14 protein-coding genes are annotated in these 22,395 nt (G+C 74.3%); 8 read left to right on the top strand and 6 right to left on the bottom strand.

Going from position 1 to position 22,395, the window contains the following annotated elements:
* The first annotated feature begins 718 nt into the window (after positions 1-718).
* Entirely contained in the window at positions 719-3,256 is a 2,538-nt protein-coding gene (gene pcrA, locus ACFV88_RS22400; protein ID WP_385493509.1) for a DNA helicase PcrA, read from the top strand.
* Positions 3,257-3,338: 82 nt separating this feature from the next.
* Here the strand turns inward: pcrA and ACFV88_RS22395 are convergent, their stop codons facing one another.
* Together ACFV88_RS22395 and ACFV88_RS22390 are read right to left on the bottom strand one after the other, a co-directional pair.
* A complete protein-coding gene (locus ACFV88_RS22395) occupies positions 3,339-4,895 on the bottom strand; it encodes a M23 family metallopeptidase (protein WP_385493508.1) in 1,557 nt (518 codons plus the stop codon).
* Between the two features lie 394 nt (positions 4,896-5,289).
* On the bottom strand, positions 5,290-6,462 hold the full coding sequence (locus ACFV88_RS22390) for an esterase/lipase family protein (RefSeq protein WP_385493507.1): 1,173 nt from the start codon (positions 6,460-6,462) through the stop codon (positions 5,290-5,292).
* A gap of 457 nt (positions 6,463-6,919) precedes the next feature.
* On the opposite strand from ACFV88_RS22390, the gene ACFV88_RS22385 reads away from it, so the two are divergent.
* On the top strand, positions 6,920-7,336 hold the full coding sequence (locus ACFV88_RS22385) for a cobalamin B12-binding domain-containing protein (protein WP_385493506.1): 417 nt from the start codon (positions 6,920-6,922) through the stop codon (positions 7,334-7,336).
* Positions 7,337-7,663: 327 nt separating this feature from the next.
* On the opposite strand, the gene ACFV88_RS22380 is transcribed toward ACFV88_RS22385, so the two are convergent.
* Positions 7,664-9,250, bottom strand: coding sequence for a DUF5691 domain-containing protein (locus ACFV88_RS22380; RefSeq protein ID WP_385493505.1), 1,587 nt, complete (start codon positions 9,248-9,250; stop codon positions 7,664-7,666).
* Between the two features lie 324 nt (positions 9,251-9,574).
* A complete protein-coding gene (locus ACFV88_RS22375) occupies positions 9,575-10,621 on the bottom strand; it encodes a hypothetical protein (RefSeq protein WP_385493503.1) in 1,047 nt (348 codons plus the stop codon).
* A 132-nt stretch (positions 10,622-10,753) separates the two neighbouring features.
* On the opposite strand from ACFV88_RS22375, the gene ACFV88_RS22370 reads away from it, so the two are divergent.
* The 5 genes from ACFV88_RS22370 to sucD all read left to right on the top strand — a co-directional run bounded on the left by ACFV88_RS22370 (position 10,754) and on the right by sucD (position 18,012).
* The gene (locus tag ACFV88_RS22370) at positions 10,754-11,929 is read left to right on the top strand and encodes an AAA family ATPase (protein WP_385493502.1); all 1,176 of its coding nucleotides are present in this window, start codon (positions 10,754-10,756) and stop codon (positions 11,927-11,929) included.
* Positions 11,926-14,445 carry a DUF5682 family protein gene (locus ACFV88_RS22365; protein WP_385493501.1) on the top strand — a complete coding sequence of 840 codons (2,520 nt, stop codon included), beginning with the start codon at positions 11,926-11,928 and terminating at the stop codon, positions 14,443-14,445. Before ACFV88_RS22370 ends, ACFV88_RS22365 begins: the two co-directional genes overlap by 4 nt.
* Positions 14,442-15,632: a VWA domain-containing protein gene (locus ACFV88_RS22360; protein WP_385493499.1), complete on the top strand. Its 1,191-nt coding sequence runs from the start codon at positions 14,442-14,444 to the stop codon at positions 15,630-15,632. The genes ACFV88_RS22365 and ACFV88_RS22360 overlap by 4 nt, the downstream gene beginning before the upstream one ends.
* A 299-nt stretch (positions 15,633-15,931) precedes the next feature.
* Positions 15,932-17,110, top strand: coding sequence for an ADP-forming succinate--CoA ligase subunit beta (gene sucC, locus ACFV88_RS22355; RefSeq protein WP_385493498.1), 1,179 nt, complete (start codon positions 15,932-15,934; stop codon positions 17,108-17,110).
* Between the two features lie 20 nt (positions 17,111-17,130).
* A complete protein-coding gene (sucD, locus tag ACFV88_RS22350) occupies positions 17,131-18,012 on the top strand; it encodes a succinate--CoA ligase subunit alpha (protein WP_385493497.1) in 882 nt (293 codons plus the stop codon).
* Between the two features lie 80 nt (positions 18,013-18,092).
* On the opposite strand, the gene ACFV88_RS22345 is transcribed toward sucD, so the two are convergent.
* Positions 18,093-19,466: a helix-turn-helix domain-containing protein gene (locus ACFV88_RS22345; protein WP_385493658.1), complete on the bottom strand. Its 1,374-nt coding sequence runs from the start codon at positions 19,464-19,466 to the stop codon at positions 18,093-18,095.
* Between the two features lie 156 nt (positions 19,467-19,622).
* Here ACFV88_RS22345 and ACFV88_RS22340 point away from each other — a divergent pair, with 156 nt between their 5' ends.
* Positions 19,623-20,939 carry a DUF6350 family protein gene (locus ACFV88_RS22340; protein WP_385493496.1) on the top strand — a complete coding sequence of 439 codons (1,317 nt, stop codon included), beginning with the start codon at positions 19,623-19,625 and terminating at the stop codon, positions 20,937-20,939.
* Between the two features lie 453 nt (positions 20,940-21,392).
* On the opposite strand, the gene ACFV88_RS22335 is transcribed toward ACFV88_RS22340, so the two are convergent.
* Positions 21,393-22,280: a hypothetical protein gene (locus ACFV88_RS22335; RefSeq protein ID WP_385493495.1), complete on the bottom strand. Its 888-nt coding sequence runs from the start codon at positions 22,278-22,280 to the stop codon at positions 21,393-21,395.
* Between the last annotated feature and the right edge of the window lie 115 nt (positions 22,281-22,395).

Here is a 22,395-nt window from a genome sequence, read left to right as displayed (position 1 = left end):
GGGTGGCTTGGCCGGGGGCTTGCCTGCGGGTTCGTCTGGGTTGCTCGCGCAGTTCCCCGCGCCCCTATCGGGGCCCGCCTGGCTGCGGGAGCCTGCCGGGCCCGTATCGGAGAAGCGCCCCAATTCAGGGGCGCGGGGAACTGCGCAACAGCGGGACGCACCCCAACCGACCAGCGCACCCCCAGGTGAACGCACCCAATAGGGGGCGCGGGGAACTGCGCGAAACACCCAGCGCACCCCCGCCGGACAGCGCACGCCCAGCGCAGCGCACCCGCGCCGAACAGCGCACCGCCAGGTGAACGCACCCGATCAGGGGCGCGGGGAACTGCGCAGAACCGCAGCGCACCCGCACGGGCCAACGCATACGCACCCGGGGCGCGAGGATCAGCCCTGGTCGCCCAGGTCCCGACGGGTCAGCCGACGCGACTTGCCGAGGAGCCGCCGCACAGCCACCGGATCCTTCTCCGAGCGCCCGACCCCGCGCACCGCATGCGGTGCGCACCACGCACAGCAACCCTTCCACCGCCGGTGAGGCGAATGTGCCATCGTTCGAGCCCTTCTCCAGACGCCCCGCCTTGGGGCCGGTCTGGCTCGAACACCTGCAAAGGGAGGGTCACTACGGGCATGGAGGCCATCCTCGCCCATGCACAGGGCTGTGACCAGCAGGTTCCCGGGACCGGTCCCGGTTGTCGGTGGTGCCGCCTAGACTCGGGAGGCGATGAGCAGCCTTTTCGACGACAACTTCCTCGCGGGACTCCAGCCCCCGCGCCCCGCAGGGGACGAGCAGCCCCCGCCGCCCGAGGACCACGGCCCGGAGGAGATCCCCGACGACCTGTTCGGCGGACGCTTCGACGCCCCGGTGCACCGGGACGCGCACTACCGCGACGGCGCCCCGCGCCCCCCGGTGGACCCGGCGTCCCTGCTGGAGGGCCTGAACGGCGAACAGCGCGCCGCCGTGGTGCACGCGGGCTCCCCGCTGCTCATCGTCGCGGGCGCCGGCTCCGGCAAGACCCGCGTACTCACCCACCGCATCGCCCACCTCCTCGCCGCCCGCGGGGCGCACCCCGGTGAGATCCTCGCGATCACCTTCACCAACAAGGCCGCGGGCGAGATGAAGGAGCGCGTCGAGCACCTGGTGGGCCCCCGGGCCGCCGCGATGTGGGTGATGACCTTCCACAGCGCGTGCGTGCGCATCCTGCGCCGCGAGTCGAAGAAGCTCGGCTTCACCTCCTCGTTCTCGATCTACGACGCGGCCGACTCCAAGCGCCTGATGGCCCTGGTCTGCCGTGATCTGGACCTCGACCCCAAGCGGTACCCGCCGAAGTCCTTCAGCGCGAAGATCTCCAACCTCAAGAACGAGCTGATCGACGAGGAGGACTTCGCCGCGCAGGCCGCCGGCACCGACGGCGGAGGAGGCTTCGAGCGGACCCTCGCCCAGGCGTACGCGCTCTACCAGTCGCGGCTGCGCGAGGCCAACGCCCTGGACTTCGACGACCTGATCATGACGACGGTCAACCTGCTGCGCGCCTTCCCGGACGTCGCCGAGCACTACCGCCGCCGCTTCCGGCACGTCCTCGTCGACGAGTACCAGGACACCAACCACGCCCAGTACGCCCTCGTCCGCGAGCTGGTCGGCCCCGCCGGCGGCACCCGCGCCGAGGACGAGCCGCCCCGCGCGGACGAGCTGCCGCCCGCCGAACTGTGCGTCGTGGGCGACGCCGACCAGTCGATCTACGCCTTCCGCGGGGCCACCATCCGCAACATCCTCCAGTTCGAGGAGGACTACCCGAACGCGAAGACGATCCTGCTGGAGCAGAACTACCGCTCCACGCAGACCATCCTGAGCGCCGCCAACGCCGTCATCGAGCGCAACGAGAGCCGCCGCCCCAAGAACCTGTGGACCAACGCGGGCGCGGGCGCGACGATCACCGGCTACGTCGCCGACACCGAGCACGACGAGGCGCAGTTCGTCGCCGACGAGATCGACCGGCTCACCGACGCGGGCGAGGCGAAGGCGGGCGACGTCGCCCTCTTCTACCGCACCAACGCCCAGTCCCGCGTCTTCGAAGAGGTCTTCATCCGCGTCGGCCTCCCGTACAAGGTCGTCGGCGGAGTCCGGTTCTACGAGCGCAAGGAGGTCCGTGACGTCCTCGCGTACCTGCGGGTGCTCGCCAACCCGGAGGACTCCGTACCGCTGCGCCGCATCCTGAACGTGCCCAAGCGCGGCATCGGGGACCGGGCCGAGGCGATGATCGACGCCCTCTCACAGCGCGAGCGGATCAGCTTCCCGCAGGCCCTGCGCCGGGTCGACGAGGCGTACGGGATGGCCGCCCGGTCCACCAACGCGGTGCGGCGGTTCAACACGCTGATGGAGGAGCTGCGGACCATCGTGGAGTCCGGGGCGGGTCCGGCCACCGTGCTGGAGGCCGTCCTCGAACGCACCGGATACCTCGCCGAACTCCAGTCCTCGACCGACCCGCAGGACGAGACCCGGATCGAGAACCTCCAGGAACTCGCCGCGGTCGCCCTGGAGTTCGAGCAGGAGCGGGGTGCCGCGGCGGAAGCCGCCGCAGCGGAGGGCGAGGCGGCCGGTCCGACCGGGGGCACCCTCGCCGAGTTCCTGGAGAAGGTCGCCCTCGTCGCCGACTCGGACCAGATCCCCGACGAGGACGACGGCTCCGGCGTCATCACCCTGATGACCCTGCACACCGCCAAGGGCCTGGAGTTCCCGGTGGTGTTCCTCACCGGCATGGAGGACGGCGTCTTCCCGCACATGCGGGCCCTCGGCCAGACGAAGGAGCTGGAGGAGGAGCGCCGCCTGGCGTACGTGGGCATCACCCGGGCGCGCGAGCGGCTGTACCTGACCCGGTCCACCCTGCGCAGTGCCTGGGGCCAGCCCTCCTACAACCCGCCGTCGCGGTTCCTGGAGGAGATCCCCGAGACCCATCTGCGGTGGAAGCGGACGGGCGGGGCGGCGCCGTCCGTCTCCGGTCCGGCGGCGGGCATCGCGGGTTCGTTGTCCAGTACGAGGTCACGGACCTCCGCGTCCGGTGCCTCCGGGTTCGCGACCCGACGGGTGTCGGAGAAGCCGGTGATCGCCCTCGCGGTGGGGGACCGGGTCACCCACGACCAGTTCGGGTTGGGCACGGTGGTCTCGTTGGACGGCGTCAACGACAAGGCCACGGCCACGATCGACTTCGGGGACGCCAGGCCGAAGCGGCTGGTGCTGCGGTACGCCCCCGTCGAGAAGCTGTGAAGCGGTGAAGCTGTGAAGCCCTAGTCGTTGCGGGTGGGGCGGTCCTTCGGGGCCGCCCCGACGGCGAACCGGGGGTGGGGGATCAGGTGGGGTCGAGGCCGTGGCTGCGGAACCAGGCCAGCGGGTCGACGGGTGACCCGCCGCCCGGGCGGACCTCGAAGTGGAGGTGCGGGCCGGTGGAGTTGCCGGAGTCGCCGGCGTAACCGATGACGTCGCCCGCCTTCACGGGACCGTTCACGATCCCGTACCGCGACAGGTGGCAGTACCAGGTCTCGGTGCCGTCCTTGGCGGTGACGATGACCATGTTCCCGTACGCGGAGTGGACCTGCGTCCGCACGGTGCCGTCGGTCGCGGCCATCACCGGCGTGCCGTACCCGACGGGGAAGTCGATGCCCGAGTGCAGGGACATCCAGTTGATGCCGGCCTGGCCGTAGTAGGCGCTGAGCCCGTTCTGCTTCACCGGCAGCATGAACTTGGGCCGCAGCCGCTCCTTGAGGGCGGCGGCCTCGGCGGCCTTCTTGCGGTCCGCCTCCTGCTTGGCCTTGAGGTCGATCCGCTCCTGGGTCCGGCTGGCGCGGTCCGCGAAGTCGCCCGCGTCGGCGGAGAGGCCGGCGATCTGGGAATCGAGCTTGTTGTTCGCGACGGACGGCTTGACCGCGGTCGGGTCCGGCGCGGCGACCGTCTTCTCCTTGCTGTCGCCGTCGCTGGCCATGGTCACCGATGCGGCGGCGATCCCGGCCACGCCCATCACACAGGCGGAGGGCACGGCGACGGTCAGCAGGGCGGAGCGCTTGGCCGGGGGCCGGCGGCGGGACCGGGAGGCGGGGGCGGCGCGGCGCGACAGCACGACGGGCGCGGCGTCGGGGTGGTGGTGGTCCGCCCCGCCTTCGGCGGGAAGCCCGCCGGGCCTACCGGGCGCGGGGGGTCCGTCGGCGGGGACGACCTCGGGCAGGACGGTCGTCGCGTCCGCTCCGGAGTCCCCGTAGAGGTCGAGCGGACCGCAGATGGTCTCCTGCTGGGCGAAGGCCACCCGTTCGGGTTCCGCGTACGACTCCTGCGGGGCGACGGGCTGTTCGTATTCCCCATGTTCCCCGTGTTCCCCGTACTCCCCATAGGAAGGGGCCGGGCCGCCGGAGTTCCAGGCGGTGGCGTCGTACGTGCCGGAGTCGTACTCCTGCGCGGCGAAGGTGCGGGTGTCGTACGTGGCACCCGTGAACTGCTGGGTCTGCCACTGCCCGGTGTCGGCGGCCTCGGGGAGCTGCTGCTCGGGGATGCCGCCGAGCGGGTACGCGGGAACGTCCCAGGTGCCGGTGGTCGTGTAGGAACCGGTGGCCCCGGTGTCGTACGTGTGGTGCTGCGCGGCGTACGCGTCGTAGTTCAGGGAGGCGTGGGTGCCGGCGTCGGCGACCGTGCCCCAGGAACCGGTGTCGTACGCGCCGGTCGTGTCGGCCGGGGCGGCCATGTCCCCGAAGAGGGGGTCGGCGGCGAAGGTGGTGGTGAACGAGGAGCTGGAGTGGCCGTCGTACCCCCCGTACCCGCCGTGCTGCGTGCCCTGGTCGTACGACCCGAAGGGAGACGGAGCCGCTTCCTGGGGTGCTGCCGGGGGAGTTGCGGTCCCCGCCGGGTGACGGTCGTTCACCAACTTCTCTTTCGCTCGGAAGCAGGAGCTGGGCTGGGACCTGACGGCGGTGCCGCTGAGAGAGCGGGCCCAGGGGGCGGAACAGTGCGGCGACTGTACCCGGCGGTATGCGGGCGCGACAATCTTCGTCGGGCTTCCTGGGGTGGGGAAACGGGCATTCAGCCGCCTTTTGACGGGGCCTCGACGGAGCCTTGGCCGTGCGTTCGAACGGCGTTCGATTCGCAGAAGCCAAGGGGGTTACGCGGTCCTGGGGGTCGGGGATGGGAGCGCGTTGGGGTGTTGGGGGGTGGTGTGGAGCGCGCCGGGGGCGCTTGTGGTGCGGTGACACCGGTGTCGGCCGGGGTGTCGGCGGGTCGCCGGAGTCTCGGTCGGCGTTTCCGTCGGGTGGTGGGGATCAGGCCGCGGTGCGACCGTCGGCGCCACGGTTGCCGGAACGGGGTGTGACGTCGGTCACATTTCCGTGGGGCTGTCGCCGGAGTGCGCGGGCGTGCCGCGTGCCGTCGGTGGCTTCGCCGCCGGGGCCGTCACCGTCGAGAGCCGCCCGGACGCCCGCCGTGACCGTCGGGTGAACGGGGAGTGCGAGGTGGCCGACCCCGCTGACGCGCACCGCGCGGGCGAGCAGGTCGGGATGGTCCAGGCGGGCCGTCTCCAGGGGGTCCATCACCTGGTCCAGATCGCTCCAGAAGCTCACGAACCGGGTCCGGCAGCCCGGTGCCGGAAGGGCCAGTTCCGCGATCACCTCGGAGTCCGGCCGCATCTGTCGCACCACCGGATGCAGGTCCATCAACGGCACGGCCCGGGTCCCGGCGTGCGGGGTCCCCAGCGTCACCACGGTCCGCACCCGGGCGTCACCGCCGAGGCGCTGGACGTAGTAACGGGCGATCAGTCCGCCGAGGCTGTGTCCGACGAGGTCCACCTCGTCCCGACCCGTGCGGGCGCACAGTTCCTCGACGTACCGGCCGAGGTTTCCGGCGGCGGTCCGGATGTCGCAGGTCAGCGGGGAGTGGTTCAGCGCCTCGACCCGCCGCCCGTGCCGTCCGAGCACCCGTCGCAACAGGACGAACACGGAGCGGTTGTCCACGAAGCCGTGCAGCAGCACCACCGGGGGGCCCGGGTCCGTCCGGTCGGGCGTGTCGGACCGTCCGTCACGGGACTCACGGGACTCACGGGACTCACGGGGGAGCGGCGGTGCGGGGAGGGAGAGCGGTCGGCCGTCGGGCGGGACCTCGGGCGGGCCGTCGGGGACATGGGGCCCGTCCGAGGAGTGGGTGAGGGTGCCGCGCCGTTCCTGGACCAGCCCCGAGGGGTAGAGCAGGAGGTGCCCGGCGAGGACCGCGGCCTCCAGCGCGGTGGCCTTGAGCAGGCCGGCGCGGGTGAGCTCGGCGCGCTCCGCACCGGCCGGGGGGAGCGGGAACGGCAGCCGCAGCAGGGAGAGCGAGACCGGAAGGAACGGCAGCGGCGGCAGGCCCCGGCCGGGGGGCACCGGCTCGCCCAGTGCCAGGGCGCGGGCCAGCGGTAGGCACCGGAGCAACGGCGGGGACAACGGCCCCACGCGGGTCACCTTCATCGGCGGACCTCCCGTCGGCACCCCGGGGACGGCTCTGTCCTCGGATGCCCTCAGGGGAACCAGGCGACCGTCCCGTCCGTCCCGCGCCCGGCTCGGCGCGGACGGCCGTACGGCTTGCGGCCCGTTCCCCGCCGCCGGTCCGCGTGGCTCGCGGTCCCGTGGGAGCGGGGGGAGCGGTGCGTGCCGTGGCTCCCGCGCGCCCGCTGCCGGGGCGGCCCTCGCGGGTTGCCGCGGTGACGGACGCGGTGAACGTGTCCCACGGTGTGATTTCCCCCTCGGTCGGCATCACGAAACTGCCGGCCCTCGGGCGCCCGGGATAACGTTCGTTCACTGACCGGGCCCGTGGGGCCGGGGGCACCGGCCCCGCACGGCGGGAACCACCGCCGTGCACACGGCGGGTGACCGTGGGTACATGCCCGTCGGGCGGGTTCGTTCTCGTACGTACTGGGAGGCAGTGATGGGTGTGGCAGCCGGGCCGATCCGTGTGGTCGTCGCCAAGCCGGGGCTCGACGGTCATGACCGAGGGGCGAAGGTCATCGCACGGGCGCTGCGGGACGCCGGTATGGAGGTCATCTACACCGGGCTCCACCAGACGCCGGAGCAGGTCGTCGCCACGGCGATCCAGGAGGACGCCGACGCGATCGGCATGTCCATCCTGTCCGGCGCCCACAACACCCTCTTCGCCCGGGTCATCGAACTGCTCAGGGAGCGCGACGCGGAGGACATCCTGGTCTTCGGCGGCGGCATCATCCCCGAGGCCGACATCGCCCCGCTCAAGGCACTCGGCGTCGCCGAGATCTTCACCCCCGGTGCCACCACCACCTCCATCGTGGACTGGGTGCGGGCGAATGTCCGCCAGTCCGCCGGGGCGTGACCGCGCTCTCCGGGCGCCCCCCGGCCCGTGCGATCCGCGCCCGCCCGGCGCGGGCCCGCGCCAGTCTTCCCTGCGGGTGCGTCGTGCTTGCTCGCGCCGTTCCCCGCGCCCCTGACGGGGCGCCTCATCGCCATCCGCCCCCAACACGCCCCCCGGGTATGGCCCCCCGCACGGGCCCCGATAGGGGCGCGGGGAACGGCGCGAGCAACCCCGACGCACCCGCACGGGACAACGCACCCGCAGGGGGACGCACCCAAGGGGCGCGGGGAACGGCGCGAGCAACCACCGCGCACCCGCACGGGGACACTGGCGCGGGCCCGCGCCGGGTCACGGGGCGTCCGGAGCCAACTCGGCCCGCATCACCGCACGCAACTCCAAGGTGCCCAGCAGGCGTTGGAAGGACTCCGCCCAGTAGCCGCCCGCACCGGGCGCCGCGTCCTCCGACTCGTCCGGAGTCGCCGTCAACCCGGTCAGCCGCTCCCCTTCGGCGGGGTCGAGGCATCGCTCCGCCAACCCCATCACCCCGCTGAAGCTCCACGGGTAACTCCCCGCGTCCCGAGCGATGTTCAGTGCGTCGACCACCGCCCCACCGAGCGCCGGGGACCACGGGACCGCACAACCGCCGAGCAACTGGAACGCCTCCGAGAGGCCGTGCGTCGCGATGAATCCGGCGACCCAGTCGGCCCGCTCCCCGGCGCCGAGCACGGCCAGCAGCTTCGCCCGCTCCGCCAGGGACACCGCGCCGGGGCCGCCCGCGCCCGGTGCGGCGGGGGCGCCGAGCAGCACCCGGGCCCAGCCGGCGTCCCCCTGCCGGATCGCCGCCCGGCACCACGCGGCGTGCAGGTCGTCGCGCCAGCCCTCGGCCACCGGGAGCGCGAGCACCGCCCGGGCGTCCGGCACGCCCAGGCGCCCCGGCCAGGTGGCGAGCGGGGCGGCCTCCACCAGCTGGCCCAGCCACCAGGACCGTTCGCCCCGGCCCGCCGGGGGTCTCGCCAGCACGCCGTCGCGTTCCATGTCCGGGTCGCACGTCCGCGGCGCCGTCACCACGATCCCGGCGGCCCCTCCCGCGGGGTCGGGGGCCACGCACGCCGCGGCCCGCTCCGCCATCCGTGCGGCGAGCGCCGAGCCGGGCAGCGCCGCGAGGAGGTCGGCCGCGGTCGCCCGGACATTGCGGCTGCGGTCGGCGAGGGCCACCTCCAGGAACGGTTCGTCGGCCGGACCGAGCCCCGCGCGGAACGCATCGAGGAACATCAGCCGGTCCTCCGCGCGTTCGGCGTCCCAGGTGCTGCGGAGCAGGGCCCGGGCGGCGGCCGGGTCATGGCCGCGCACCGTGTCGAACAGGGCGGCCCGTTCGGCGAACAGGCCCTCCCGCCAGAGGCGGGCCACCGCCTGCGGGTCGTCGACGGACGGCAGGGACGACCCGGGGCCCGGGGCCGCCCGCAGCACGAAGCGCCACCGCGGGTTGAGCCGGGCCAGCCACCGGGCACGGGGACCCGCGTACGCGAGGACCGCGGGGCGCAGGTCCGTACGGGAGCGGGCCGCGTCCAGCAGGTCGGGCAGCAGCTCCGGCGGAGGTGCGTAGCCGTGCGTGTTCGCGGCGGTGAGCCACTGGGGAAGCAGCTCCGTCAGATCCGGTGCGGCGGCCCGGCGCGCTGCGCCGGCCGTCCGCGGACGGTCCGCGAGCAGCGTCGCCAATCGGTGCGCCGCCTCGCGCGGGGTCGGCGGTCGGGAGTCCTCGGGCGCGGGCCCGGGCAACGGGGCTCCCGTCGCGGGGGTCAGGCCCGCGCGGCGTCGTAGGACCTCCCCGGCGGCTGCGTCCAGCAGGCCCCGTGGACCCGGCTCCGTGCTTGGGGCCTCGCGGCGTGCGGTGCCGAGCAGTGCGGCCACCACCCAGTCGTCCCACTTGCCGCTCACCGGACCACCTCCCGTTCGTGTCTTCCTGCGGGTGCGTCGTGCTTGCTCGCGCCGTTCCCCGCGCCCCTTCGGTGCGCTTCCCTGCGGGTGCGTTGTTTCTGTGCGGTGCGCTGGTGATTCGCGCAGTTCCCCGCGCCCCTGACGGGCCGCACCTCACCGTCGCCAGCCCCCGACACGTCCCCCGGCGCACGGCCCCGACGCATGGCCCCGGCACGGGCCCCGATAGGGGCGCGGGGAACTGCGCGAGCAACCACCGCGCACCCGCACGGGACAACGCACCCGCAGGGGACAACGCACCCGCAGGGAAGGTCGCGCCGCCCGGGGTCAGGTGAGCGATACCACCGGCCCGTCACGGGCCCACGCGCTGAGCGGTCGCAGACCCACGTGCCCCAGCTCCCCGAACACGGTGACCGCCGAGCCGCCCGCGAGGGAGATCAGCCGCCACAGCCCCGCGCCGCCCAGGAACCCACGGGCCAGCGGCAACGCCCGCCCCGTCCCCGGATCGACCACCTGCCCGAGGTCCCCCGCCAGCACCGGGACCACCCCCGCGACCGTCACCGCCAGGTGCTCCGCCCAGGGATCGGCCGCCACGCCCGCCCCGTACGCCGCGACCGCCTCCGCCACCCGCACCCCGGTCGGCAGCGCGAGGTCGTGCGACGACGCCGTCACCACGGCATCCGCCCCCAGGTCCACCCGCGACCGGCCCGCCCCCGGGTACGGGACCACCGCGGCCTCCACCACGCCCCCGACCGGGAGCGACAGCGCGGGCTCCCGCCCGGCCGCCCCGTACGACAGCACCAGGGCCGTCCGCCCGGACCGCGCCCCGTGCACCCAGATCCGCCGGGTCGTCAACGGGGGCTCCACCGTGTCGTACTGCGCCAGCACCGACCACCGGTCCGGCACCGGCTCCCCCTCCGCCGCGCACGGCAGCCCGACCCGCGTCCGCACCGTGGTCGCGAGGTCCCCCGGCAACGCGTCCCGCCGCAACCAACCCCGGGCCAACAGGTGCAACAGCGCGCACTCCTCCAGCATCCGCACCGGCCACCCCGGGCCCGAACCGGCGAGCGCTGCCAACTCCCGCGCCCGGGAGGCCAACCCCGGCGCCTGCGCATCGACCATCCGGGCCGCCGTCTCCTCCCAGAACGCCCGCCCCTCCCGTTCCGCCGCCGCCAGCCCGCCGCGCAGCACGTCCGCGAGCCGCCGCTCCAACTCCTCGGCCCCCGCCGTCACCCGGGCCTCCCGCCGCGCCGCGCGCCGGCGCGCCGCGGCCCGGGCCGACGCGGTGTCGGGCCCGGCTCCGCGGTCCGACACCGCGTCAGCCAGGCCCGCCCCCTTCGCGTCCTTCATCGCACCCACCCCCTGCCCAGCCATGTCACCGAAGGTAGGCCCTCCCACTGACAACCGCTCCTGACCTGCGAGTTCACCCTCCAGCGAGGTCACTGTCAGTGGTGTGGTGCACGGTGGACACCGGATCAGAACCGTCGATCTGGAGGGGGAACGCCGATGTCCGTGTCCGCGCCCACACCCACGCCGTCCGTCCGGTCGGGCTCGGAAGGAGCCGAGGGGACCCGAGGAGCCGAGGGGACGGACGGATCGGCCGCGCGGGTGCTGCGACCACACGCCGAACACGCCTTCGCCGCCGAACTCGGCGCGCTGGCCGCCCAGGACGACCGCCCGCGCCCCGAACGCTGGCGGCTCTCCCCCTGGGCCGTCGCCACCTACCTGCTCGGCGGCACGCTCCCCGACGGCACCGTCATCACCCCCAAGTACGTGGGCCCGCGCCGCATCGTCGAGGTCGCCGTCAGCACGCTCGCCACCGACCGGGCGCTGCTCCTGCTCGGCGTGCCGGGCACGGCGAAGACCTGGGTGTCGGAACACCTCGCGGCGGCCGTCAGCGGGGACTCCACCCTGCTCGTCCAGGGCACCGCGGGCACCCCGGAGGAAGCGATCCGCTACGGCTGGAACTACGCCCGGCTGCTCGCCCACGGCCCCCGGCGCGACGCCCTGGTCCCCAGCCCCGTGATGCGGGCCATGGCCGAGGGCGCCACGGCCCGCGTCGAGGAGTTGACCCGCATCCCCGCCGACGTGCAGGACTCGCTGATCACGATCCTCTCCGAGAAGACCCTCCCGATCCCCGAACTGGGCGAGGAGGTCCAGGCCGTCGGCGGGTTCAACCTCATCGCCACCGCCAACGACCGGGACCGCGGCGTCAACGACCTGTCGAGCGCGCTGCGCCGCCGCTTCAACACGGTCGTCCTGCCGTTGCCCGCAAGCGCCGAGGCCGAGGTCGAGATCGTCACCCGCCGGGTCGACCAGCTCGGCCGCGCGCTCGACCTGCCGTCGGCACCGGACGGCACCCTGGAGATCAGACGCGTCGTCACGGTCTTCCGCGAGCTGCGCGGCGGGATCACCGCGGACGGGCGGACGAAGGTGAAGTCCCCGAGCGGCACCCTCTCCACCGCCGAGGCGATCTCGGTCGTCACCCAGGGCCTCGCGCTGGCCGCCCACTTCGGCGACGGGGTGCTGCGCCCCGCCGACGTCGCCGCCGGACTGCTGGGGGCGGTGGTCCGCGACCCGGCCGCCGACCGGACCGTCTGGCGGGAGTACCTGGAGACGGTGGTCCGCGAACGCGAGGGCTGGGCCGACCTCTACCGCGCCTGCCGCGAGGTGGACGGATGACCGGACGGGCCGGCCCGGGCCGCGCGGGGCCCGGGCCGCTGCTGCTGGGCGTGCGGCACCACGGCCCCGGTTCGGCGCGGGCCGTGGCGGCGGCCCTGGACGCGGCCGGACCGCGCGCCGTGCTCATCGAGGGCCCGCCCGAGGCGGACGCGCTGCTGCCGCTCGCCGCGGACCCGGCGATGCGGCCTCCGGTGGCCCTGCTCGCCCATGTGCTGGACGGGCCGGGACCCTCCGCGTCCTCGGCGCCCGCTGTGTCCTATGCGTGCTGGCCGTTCGCCGACTTCTCCCCGGAGTGGGTCGCCCTGCGCTGGGCGTTGCGGCACGGCGTTCCGGTCCGGTTCATCGACCTCCCGGCCGCTCACTCGCTGGCCCGCGCGGTCCCCGATGCGGACGCACCCGAGGGAGCGCCGGCGCCGCAGCACGCCGACCCCCTCGCCGTGTTGGCGGGGCTCGCCGGGTACGAGGACCCGGAGCACTGGTGGGAGGACGTCGTGGAACACCGGGGCACCACCGCCACGGACCAGTCCACCCTGTCCGATTCGTCCGACCCCCTCGCTCCGTTCGCTCCGTTCGAAGCGCTCGCCGAAGCCATGACCGCGCTCCGCGAGGCGCCCCCCTACGCAGACACCACCGGTACCGACCCGGGCCACGTCGATGACTGGGACCTGATCCGCGAGGCCCACATGCGGCTGCGCCTGCGGGCCGCCCGGCGCGAGTTCGGGGACGACGTGGCCGTGGTGTGCGGCGCCTGGCACGTCCCCGCGCTGGGCGCCCGGGTCGCGGTCTCGGCGGACCGGGCCCGACTGCGCGGACTGCCCAAGGTCAAGGCGGAACTGACCTGGGTGCCGTGGACCCACCGCAGGCTCGCCCAGGCCGGCGGCTACGGCGCCGGCATCGAGTCCCCCGGCTGGTACGGGCACCTGTTCCGGTGCGTCGACCGTCCCGTGGAGCGTTGGTTGATCGAGGTCGCCGGCCTCCTCAGGGACGAGGGCCGGACCGTCTCGCCCGCACACGTCATCGAGGCGGTGCGGCTCGCCGGGACCCTCGCGGCACTGCGCGGCCGTCCGCTGCCCGGCCTGCCCGAGACCCTGGACGCCGTGCGCGCCGTGATGTGCGAGGGCTCGGACGTCCCACTGGCCCTGGTCCACGACCGGCTCGTCGTCGGGGACGTCCTCGGACGGGTGCCCGACGGGACGCCCGCCGTGCCGCTCCAACGGGACCTCACCCGGCTCCAACGCCGACTGCGGCTCACCCCGGAGGCGGGGGACCGGGAGCGCCACCTCGACCTGCGCAACGAGACCGACGCGGCCCGCAGCCGGCTGTTGCACCGGCTGCGGCTGCTCGGCGTGGCCTGGGGGGAGCCGTCCGACGCCCCCGGCTCCACCGGGACCTTCCGGGAGGGATGGCGGCTGCGGTGGGAACCGGAGTTGTCGGTGCGGGTCGCCGAGGCCGGCGTCTGGGGGACCACGGTGCACGCCGCCGCGACCGCGCGGGCCCGGGCGGACGCGGTGTCGGCCGGGCACCTCGCGGACGTCACGGCACTGGCCGAACGCTGTCTGCTCGCCGGGCTCGGGGACGCGCTCCCGGTGGTGGTGCGGGTGCTCGCCGACCGGGCCGCCCTCGACACGGACGTCGGTCGGCTCGCCGTGGCGCTGCCCGCCCTGGTGCGTTCGGTGCGGTACGGCGATGTCCGGGGCACCGGGACCGGGGCGCTGCGGAAGGTCGCCGAGGGCCTGGCCGACCGGATCTGCGTCGGCCTGCCGTCCGCGTGCGCCTCGCTGGACGAGGAGGCCGCCGCCCGGATGTGCGGCCAATTGGAGGCGGTGCACGGCGCGGTGCGACTGCTCGCCGAAACAGCTGAGACAGGAGCAACAGCCGAAGCGGCCGGTGCGCCGGACACCGCCGCTCCCGCCCGCGGCCCGCTGCCCCGCTGGTACGCCGTGCTGCGTGTGCTCGCCGACCGGGACACGGTGTCCGCTACGGTCCGGGGCCGCGCGGCCCGCGTCCTGCTGGACGACGGGGAACTGCCCGAGGACGGGGCGGCCCGGCTGATGGGGCTCGCCCTGTCGCCCGGCACCCCGCCCCGCGAGGCCGCCGCCTGGCTGGACGGATTCCTCGGGCAGGGCCCCGACGGCGGTCTGCTCCTCGTCCACGACCAGCGGCTGCGGAACCTGGTCGACGGCTGGCTGTGCGCCGTCCCGGAGGGAGCGTTCACGGACGTGCTCCCGCTGCTCCGCAGGACGTTCTCCGGCTACGGACCCGCGATCCGTCGCACCCTGGGCGAGCTGGTGCGCGGACGACCCCGGGCCGGGGAGACGACCGCGGGCCCCGACGGCTTCGGCCCGGAGACCGACCGGGCCCGGTCCGCCGCGGTGCTGCCGGTGCTGGCCCTGCTCCTCGGCGCACCGGCGCCCGCCACCCCGCCCGGACCGACGGGCGACCGTTCCACCGCCCCGCACCCCAAGGCCGCCCCGCATCCCGAGACCGCCCCGCACTCCGAGGAGGCCCCCGCATGACCGATGCGACCGGAGGAGGAACCCCGGACCACCTCGAACGGGGCCCGGCGGCCGACGAGCGGGCCAGACGCTGGCGACTGGTCCTCGGCGCGGCGGCCGACGGCCCGGGGCCCCCGCTCCACGGGCGGGACGCGGCGATGGACGGCGCCCTCGCCGCCCTCTACGAGGCTCCCGCCGCGGACCCGGGCACCGGCGGCGACCGCTCCGGCGGGCTCGGCGCCTCGGCCCCGTCCGTGGCGCGCTGGCTGGGGGACATCCGTACGTACTTCCCGTCCCCGGTGGTGCAGGTCATGCAGCGGGACGCCCTCGACCGGCTCGGGCTGTCCGCGCTGCTGCTGGAACCGGAACTGCTCGAAGCGGTGGAGGCCGACGTCCACCTGGTGGGCACCCTGCTGTCGCTGCACCAGGCCATGCCGGAACGGACCCGACAGACCGCCCGTACGGTCGTCCGCACGGTCGTGACGCAGCTGGAGCAACGCCTCGCGACCCGGACCCGGGCCGCCGTCAAGGGCGCCCTCGACCGGAGCGCCAAGGTGCGTCGGCCCCGCCACCGCGACATCGACTGGAACCGCACGATCGCCGCCAACCTGAAGCACTACCTCCCCGAACACCGCACGGTGGTGCCCGAGCGACTGGTCGGCCACGGGCGGGCCGCCGAGTCGCTCGCCAAGGAGGTGATCCTCTGCGTCGACCAGTCGGCGTCGATGGCGACCTCGGTGGTCTACGCGTCGGTGTTCGGCGCGGTGCTGGCGTCGATGCGGTCGCTCGCCACCCGGCTCGTGCTCTTCGACACCTCCGTGGTCGACCTGACCGGGGAACTGCACGACCCGGTCGACGTGCTGTTCGGCGCCCGGCTCGGCGGCGGCACCGACATCAACCGGGCGCTCGCCCACTGTCAGCGGCACCTCACCCGGCCGGCCGACACGGTGGTCGTCCTGATCTCCGACCTGTACGAGGGCGGGGTCCGGGGCGAGCTGCCGAAGCGGGTGGCGGCGATCAAGGCGTCCGGGGCGCAGTTCGTGGCACTGCTGGCGCTGTCCGACGAGGGCACGCCCGCGTACGACCGGGAGCACGCGCGGGCGCTCGCCGCGCTCGGCGTGCCGGTCTTCGCCTGCACGCCCGAGGCGTTCCCCGAGGTGATGGCCGCAGCGATCGAGCGCAGACCCCTGCCGGTGCCCGCCGACTAGCAACCGCTGAGCACCGTCACCGTGTGGTCCGGCCGGCCGCACACCCGCCGCTCGGGGTGGGGCGGGTCTCGTGAATCACACGCCTCCCACGTGCCCCACTGGGCCTTGTGACTGTTATCACCGCCCCCGGACCACCCGAGATTCAAGGTCCCCCGTCAGTCGGGGATAACCTGCGAGACGGACATGCCGCGTACCCGGCCGACCGTGTGCGCCCCCCAAGTGACCGCGGAGTCACGTTGCCCCTCGCGGCACGCCCACGCAGACAACGAACCGCGAGACCACGATAGGGACGGACGCGCGTGGACCTGTTCGAGTACCAGGCGAGGGACCTCTTCGCCAAGCACGGTGTACCGGTGCTGGCCGGTGAAGTCATTGATACGCCTGAGGCGGCGCGCGAAGCGACTGAGCGACTGGGCGGCAAGTCCGTCGTCAAGGCGCAGGTGAAGGTCGGTGGCCGCGGCAAGGCGGGCGGCGTCAAGCTGGCCGCGACGCCGGACGAGGCCGTCGCCCGCGCGACGGACATCCTCGGCCTCGACATCAAGGGCCACACGGTCCACAAGGTGATGATCGCCGAGACCGCGCCCGAGATCGTCGAGGAGTACTACGTTTCGTACCTCCTCGACCGCACCAACCGGACCTTCCTCGCCATGGCGTCGGTCCAGGGCGGCATGGACATCGAGGAGGTCGCGGAGAAGACCCCCGAGGCCCTCGCCAAGGTCCCCGTCGACGCCAACAAGGGCGTGACCATCGAGGCCGCCCGCGCGATCGTCGCCCAGGCGAAGTTCCCGGCCGAGGTCGCCGAGCAGGTCGCCGAGATTCTGGTGACGCTGTGGGACACCTTCAAGGCCGAGGACGCGCTCCTGGTCGAGGTCAACCCGCTGGCCAAGGTCGTCGACGGCCGGGTCATCGCCCTGGACGGCAAGGTCTCCCTGGACGCGAACGCCGAGTTCCGTCAGCCGGGGCACGCCGCCCTGGAGGACAAGGACGCGGCCGACCCGCTGGAGGCCGCGGCCAAGGCCAAGAACCTCAACTACGTCAAGCTGAACGGCGAGGTCGGCATCATCGGCAACGGCGCGGGGCTCGTGATGAGCACCCTCGACGTCGTCGCGTACGCCGGTGAGAACCACGGCGGCGTGAAGCCCGCCAACTTCCTCGACATCGGCGGCGGCGCCTCCGCGCAGGTCATGGCGGACGGCCTGGAGATCATCCTGGGCGACCCGGACGTCAAGTCCGTGTTCGTCAACGTCTTCGGTGGCATCACCGCCTGTGACGAGGTCGCCAACGGCATCGTCCAGGCCCTCCAGCTGCTCAAGGACAAGGGCGAAGAGGTCTCCAAGCCGCTCGTCGTGCGCCTCGACGGCAACAACGCGGAGCTGGGTCGCAAGATCCTGTCCGACGCCAACCACCCGCTGGTGCAGCGCGTGGACACCATGGACGGAGCGGCCGACAAGGCCGCCGAGCTCGCGGCTGCGAAGTAAGGGACGAGGTTCTCACAGCCATGGCTATCTTCCTCACCAAGGACAGCAAGGTCATCGTCCAGGGCATGACCGGGGCGACCGGCATGAAGCACACCCGCCTCATGCTCGGTGACGGCACCAACGTCGTCGGCGGGGTGAACCCGCGCAAGGCGGGCACCTCGGTCGACTTCGACGGCACCGAGATCCCCGTCTTCGGCTCGGTCAAGGACGCGATCGACAAGACCGGCGCCGACGTCACGGTCATCTTCGTCCCGGAGAAGTTCACCAAGGACGCGGTCGTCGAGGCGATCGACGCCGAGATCCCGCTCGCCGTGGTGATCACCGAGGGCATCGCGGTGCACGACTCGGCGGCCTTCTGGGCGTACGCGGTCGAGAAGGGCAACAAGACCCGGATCATCGGCCCGAACTGCCCCGGCATCATCACCCCGGGCCAGTCGAACGTCGGCATCATCCCCGGCGACATCACCAAGCCGGGTCGCATCGGCCTGGTCTCGAAGTCCGGCACGCTGACGTACCAGATGATGTACGAGCTGCGCGACATCGGCTTCACCACCGCCGTCGGCATCGGTGGCGACCCGATCATCGGCACCACGCACATCGACGCGCTCGCCGCGTTCCAGGACGACCCCGAGACCGAGCTGATCGTCATGATCGGCGAGATCGGTGGCGACGCCGAGGAGCGGGCGGCCGACTTCATCAAGGCCAACGTCACCAAGCCGGTCGTCGGCTACGTGGCCGGCTTCACCGCGCCCGAGGGCAAGACGATGGGCCACGCCGGCGCCATCGTCTCCGGTTCCTCCGGTACGGCGCAGGCCAAGAAGGAGGCCCTGGAGGCCGCTGGCGTCAAGGTCGGCAAGACCCCGACCGAGACGGCGACCCTGGCGCGCGAGCTGCTGAAGTAGTTCCCGCTCAGCTGGCGCACAGCACGGCCGGTGGGCCGCACCCTCACGGGGTGCGGCCCACCGGCCGTTGTGGGCACCGCTCAGTGCAGCTCCGGATGCGTCCGGTACGGGCCGCGGCGGGGGGCCTCGCGGAGCAGGTCGCGCAGGGCCAGCCGCTCGCCCGTGAGCGGACCGGGACCCATCCGCGGCGGAACGCCCCGCACGCTCTCCGGCGGGGCCTCGGGCGGCTCGTACGCGGTCGGCGCGGTGCGCAGGGTCAGCGCCGTCGCCCCGAGGATCAGCACGGTGAACGCGATGGCCGTCCGGGTCCAGAACCGGGTGCGGCGCTCGCAGTCCTCCCGGATCGTCCCCACCCGGGGCGGTTGCAGCTTCTCGCCGCGCGCCAACCGGTCCAGGCCCTGGTGCAGCGCGGTCGGGTCGCCCAGCCCGGGCACGCGCTCGGCCACGCTGCGGCGGGCGTTCGTCAACCGGTTCGCCGTCGCCGGGGTGCTCGCCTCGGTCTCCGCCGCGGTCTCCGGCAGGTCCAGCCCGACGCCGTCGTACAACAACAGCGTCCGGCGGTGGGCGGGCGGCAGCTCCAGCAGCGCGCCCAGCAGCGCACGGTCGTCGGGGTGCGCCGGGGGCGGTTCGGGCTGGCGGTGCGCCCGCCGGAACCGGTGCCAGGGCGACATCGCGTACTCGTACGCGGCGGCCCGCACCCAACCCGCCGGGTCCCGGTCCACGGCGACCTCCGGCCACCGCTGCCACGCCTGGTGGAACGCCCGTTCCACCGACTCCTGGGCGAGCGTCCGCCGCCCGGTGAGCAGGTACGCCTGACGCACGAGCGCGGGGGCGCTGTGCCCGTACAGCTGGTCGAACGCCTGGGTGGCGGTGAGTCCGTCGGCGCGCTCGGCGACGACCACGGAACTGTCGGCCGCGTGCCGGCGCCCGAACGGGCCCGTCACGGGCAGGGGCTGGGCGATGGCGTTCACGGGTGACTGCCCTCCGGGCGGTGCGTGACTGTGGTGGCGGACCTGGCCCGCGAGCGGGGGCGCGGTGGAGCGCGGCGGCGTGGTGCCGGGGCGGCGCCCGTGGGCGGGCGGCCGGGTGGGTGCGCGGGGCGGCGCGGGCGCTCGGGACGGCGTGGCGGGCGCCCTGGTGGCGGCCCGCCGCTCCGCCACCCCGCCCACCGTCTCGACCGCCTCAGCCGTCCGAAGCGCCTCGACCGCCTCGACCGTCTCCGTCGGGTACGGCCGATCGGGTGCAGTGAGTTCCGCCCGGAGCTCCGCCAGCAGGGTCGCGTACGCGTGGCGCTTGCGACCGCGCGGGTCGGTCCGGCCCGATTCCCAGGACCGTACGGTCTCCCGGGTGACCCCCACCCGGGCGGCCACCTGCTCCTGGGTCAGCGCTCCCGCCTCGCGCAACCGGCGCCGCTCCTTCGGCGGCGGCAGGGCGGCGGCGGGCCGGCTCACCACGGGTGCCCCGTCCTGGGGCGGGCCGACCACGCGTACGCCGTCCCCGAACAGAAGCCGGGCCACCGATCAGAAAAGAACATAAAAGTATCTTGAGCGACACATCCGGTAATCGCTCGTTACGCGAAGAAAGCGCGTGTCGTTGGGAGCATGGCGCGCGTGACCCGGAGCATCCCCCACACCCTCACCGCGCCCCCGCTCGTACCGGCCCCCCTGCCCGTGCCTGCGCCCGCCTCGGAACCCGTACCGGAGCCCGCACCGGCGCCCTCCCTGCTCGCCGGGGTCCGGGAACGGGCCCCGGCCTTCGGCTCCTGCATGCTGACCGGAGCGGCGGCGGCCGGGCTGGGCCTCGCCTCGCTCGCCGTGCTGGTCCTGGCCCTGTGGAGCAGCTCGCCGTACCCGGACAGCGGCCCCCAGGGCGCGCTGCACACGGCCGCCGGCGTCTGGCTCCTCACCCACGGCGCCGACCTGGTCCGCACCGACACGCTCACCGGGGCGGCCTCCCCCGTCGGCCTCACCCCCCTGCTGCTGGCCGTGCTGCCCGCCTGGCTGGTCCACCGGGCCGGCCGCGACGCCGCCCGGTCCGGACCGGGCGGGGTGACGACGGTCTGGTCCGGGGTGGTCGCCGGCTACCTCCTGGTCGCGGCGGTCGCCGCCGGGTACGCCTCGGGCGGTGACCTGCGGCCCTCCTGGCCGAGCGGAGGCGTCTGGATCCCCGCACTGGTCGGGACCGCCGCCGCGGCCGGCATCTGGACCGCGCACGGGCGACCGCGTCCCGCCTGGCCGCCGACCGGGTCCGGCTGGGCGGCCCGCTTCCCGCTGCTCCGCGGCGACGGGCGGGGCGCCGCGTGGCGCAAGCACGTGGGGTCGGGGGCGCTCGTCGGGTGGACCGGAGCACTGGTGCTGGTGGGCGCAGGGGCGCTCGTCGTCGGTGCGTCGCTGCTGTGGCACGGGGACGCGGTCCGTGCCTCGTTCCCCGGGCTCACCGACGGGTGGTCCGGACAGTTCACGGTGCTCCTGCTGGCGCTGGCGCTGGTGCCGAACGCCGCGGTGTGGGCCGCGGGGTACGGGCTCGGGACTGGGCTGCTGCTCGGCTCCCCGGTGCCCGTCGGTCTCCTCACCTCCGGGTACGCCGGTCCGCTGCCGCCGTTCCCGCTGCTCGCCGCGGTGCCCGGTGGGGGCGCCGGGTGGGCGTCCTGGGGGGTCCTCGTCGTGCCGCTGGCCGCGGGGGGTGCGGTGGCGTGGGCCGCGGGGCGCCTGGGCGGCGGGCGGTGGTGGGTCGCGTTGCGCGTGCTGGAGGGGGCGGTGTGGTGCGGGGCCCTTGCCGGGGGGTTCGCGTTGTTGTCCGGGGGTGCGTTGGGGTCCGGGGCGTTGGCCCACGTCGGTCCCGTGTGGTGGCAGTTGGGGTTGTCCGCGGCGGGGTGGACCGCGGTGGTCGGCGTGCCCTTGGCCTTCGCCCGCACTCGCCCCCGATGAGCCCCTGCTGGGGTGAGCCGGTCCACCTCGGGTGCGCGGTGAGTTTCGCGCAGTTCCCCGCGCCCCTGATCGGGTACGTTCGGCTGGAGGTGCGTTGTTCTGCGCCCCTGATCGGTCGTCCGCGGGCCGCACCCCGACAGGGGCGCGGGGAACTGCGCAACCGCACAGCGCACCCCGCAGAACAACGCACGCGCAGCAGGACGCACCCGATAAGGGGCGCGGGGAACTGCGCAATCGCGCAGCGCACGCGAGCCGAACCGCGCACTCCGAGCTGGACGTACCAATAAGGGGCGCGGGGAACTGCGCGAACCCGCAGCGCACCCGAGGTGCACCGCGCACCCCGAGGTGGACGTACCCGATCAGGGGCGCGGGGAACTGCGCAGAGCCACCGCGCACCCGAGCAGGAGCAGCGCACGCGCAGCGGATCGCACCCGAGCCCCGCCCGACCGAACGTCAGTCCTTCGTGCTGAGGAGCGGCCGCAACTGCTCCGGCAACAAGCCCTCGCAGGACTCCTTCTGCGGAACGGTCAACGCGTCCCGGACGCACACGTAGTAGTCCCGGTACACCAACTGCGCCGTGAACGTCGCGGCGACCATCGCCAGCGCGAGCCCCCCGGTGACGAGCCCACTGATCGCCGCGGTGCTCATCGACCGCGGGGTGACCCGACCGGTGCCCTCGGACGCCACGGCGCCCCCGTTCCCGGAACCAGAACCGGAGCCGTTCGCACCGGACCCCGCACCGGACCCCGCCGCACTCCGCTCACCCCGCGGCGGCGCACCCCGCACCGCGCTCACGCCCCAGTACACAGCCAGGGCACCCAACATCAGCGCCACGTACGGCCAGCTGAACAACGCGAAGAAGAAGGCCCACATACCGGTGAGCAGCGAGTACCGGGCCCGCCGCTGCGACGGGTCCGTGGGGTCCCAGCGCATGCCGGACTGCTGCCCCTCGGGGCCGCCGCCCTGCTGGCCGGGTCGGTCGCCGAACCGACCGGAGGAGCGCCCGGGCTGCCGATCGCTCCACTGGCCGCCCCACGGGCCGCGCCCGCCGCGCTGGTCGTCCTCGCCGCCGGAACCGCTGGAACCGTCGGAGCCCTCGGGGCGCCGGGGCCGCCAGGGCCGGTCGGGGCTGCCCTCGGGCGGCGGTGCGTAGGGGTTGTCCTGGTCCGCGCCGGGCCGGCTGCCGGAGCCGTTCTCGCTGCCGGAGCCCTCCCCGCCGTGCGGAGCGGGCGCCCCCTTGGGCTCGGTCTGTCCGCGGTCCCGCAGCAGGACGGCGCCGTGGGTGGACCCGGGCGCGGGCCACGTGTGCTGCGGCAGGAGTCGGAGGCTGGGATCCGGCATCAGGTGTGCGACTTCCCCTCGGTGGAACGCGGTGGATCTCGCGCGGTCCACCGATGCGGCCGGGACGATCCGGCCTGAGTCTTCGGTGACCGCTGTGGACCCCAGTGATGGTACG

Origin of the sequence: Streptomyces sp. NPDC059816 (assembly GCF_042732055.1) — a bacterium.
Classification (GTDB): Bacteria; Actinomycetota; Actinomycetes; order Streptomycetales; family Streptomycetaceae; genus Streptomyces.
Note: the sequence above shows the minus strand (reverse complement) of the source record. Positions and strands in the feature narration are given on the sequence as shown.

Coding starts and splice junctions, on each gene's coding strand:
- pcrA (WP_385493509.1), top strand. CDS start 719: ATGAGCAGCCTTTTCGACGACAACTTCCTCGCGGGACTCCAGCCCCCG.
- ACFV88_RS22335 (WP_385493495.1), bottom strand. CDS start 22,280: ATGCCGGATCCCAGCCTCCGACTCCTGCCGCAGCACACGTGGCCCGCG.
- ACFV88_RS22385 (WP_385493506.1), top strand. CDS start 6,920: ATGGGTGTGGCAGCCGGGCCGATCCGTGTGGTCGTCGCCAAGCCGGGG.
- ACFV88_RS22360 (WP_385493499.1), top strand. CDS start 14,442: ATGACCGATGCGACCGGAGGAGGAACCCCGGACCACCTCGAACGGGGC.
- sucD (WP_385493497.1), top strand. CDS start 17,131: ATGGCTATCTTCCTCACCAAGGACAGCAAGGTCATCGTCCAGGGCATG.
- ACFV88_RS22390 (WP_385493507.1), bottom strand. CDS start 6,462: ATGAAGGTGACCCGCGTGGGGCCGTTGTCCCCGCCGTTGCTCCGGTGC.
- ACFV88_RS22375 (WP_385493503.1), bottom strand. CDS start 10,621: ATGGCTGGGCAGGGGGTGGGTGCGATGAAGGACGCGAAGGGGGCGGGC.
- ACFV88_RS22365 (WP_385493501.1), top strand. CDS start 11,926: ATGACCGGACGGGCCGGCCCGGGCCGCGCGGGGCCCGGGCCGCTGCTG.
- ACFV88_RS22370 (WP_385493502.1), top strand. CDS start 10,754: ATGTCCGTGTCCGCGCCCACACCCACGCCGTCCGTCCGGTCGGGCTCG.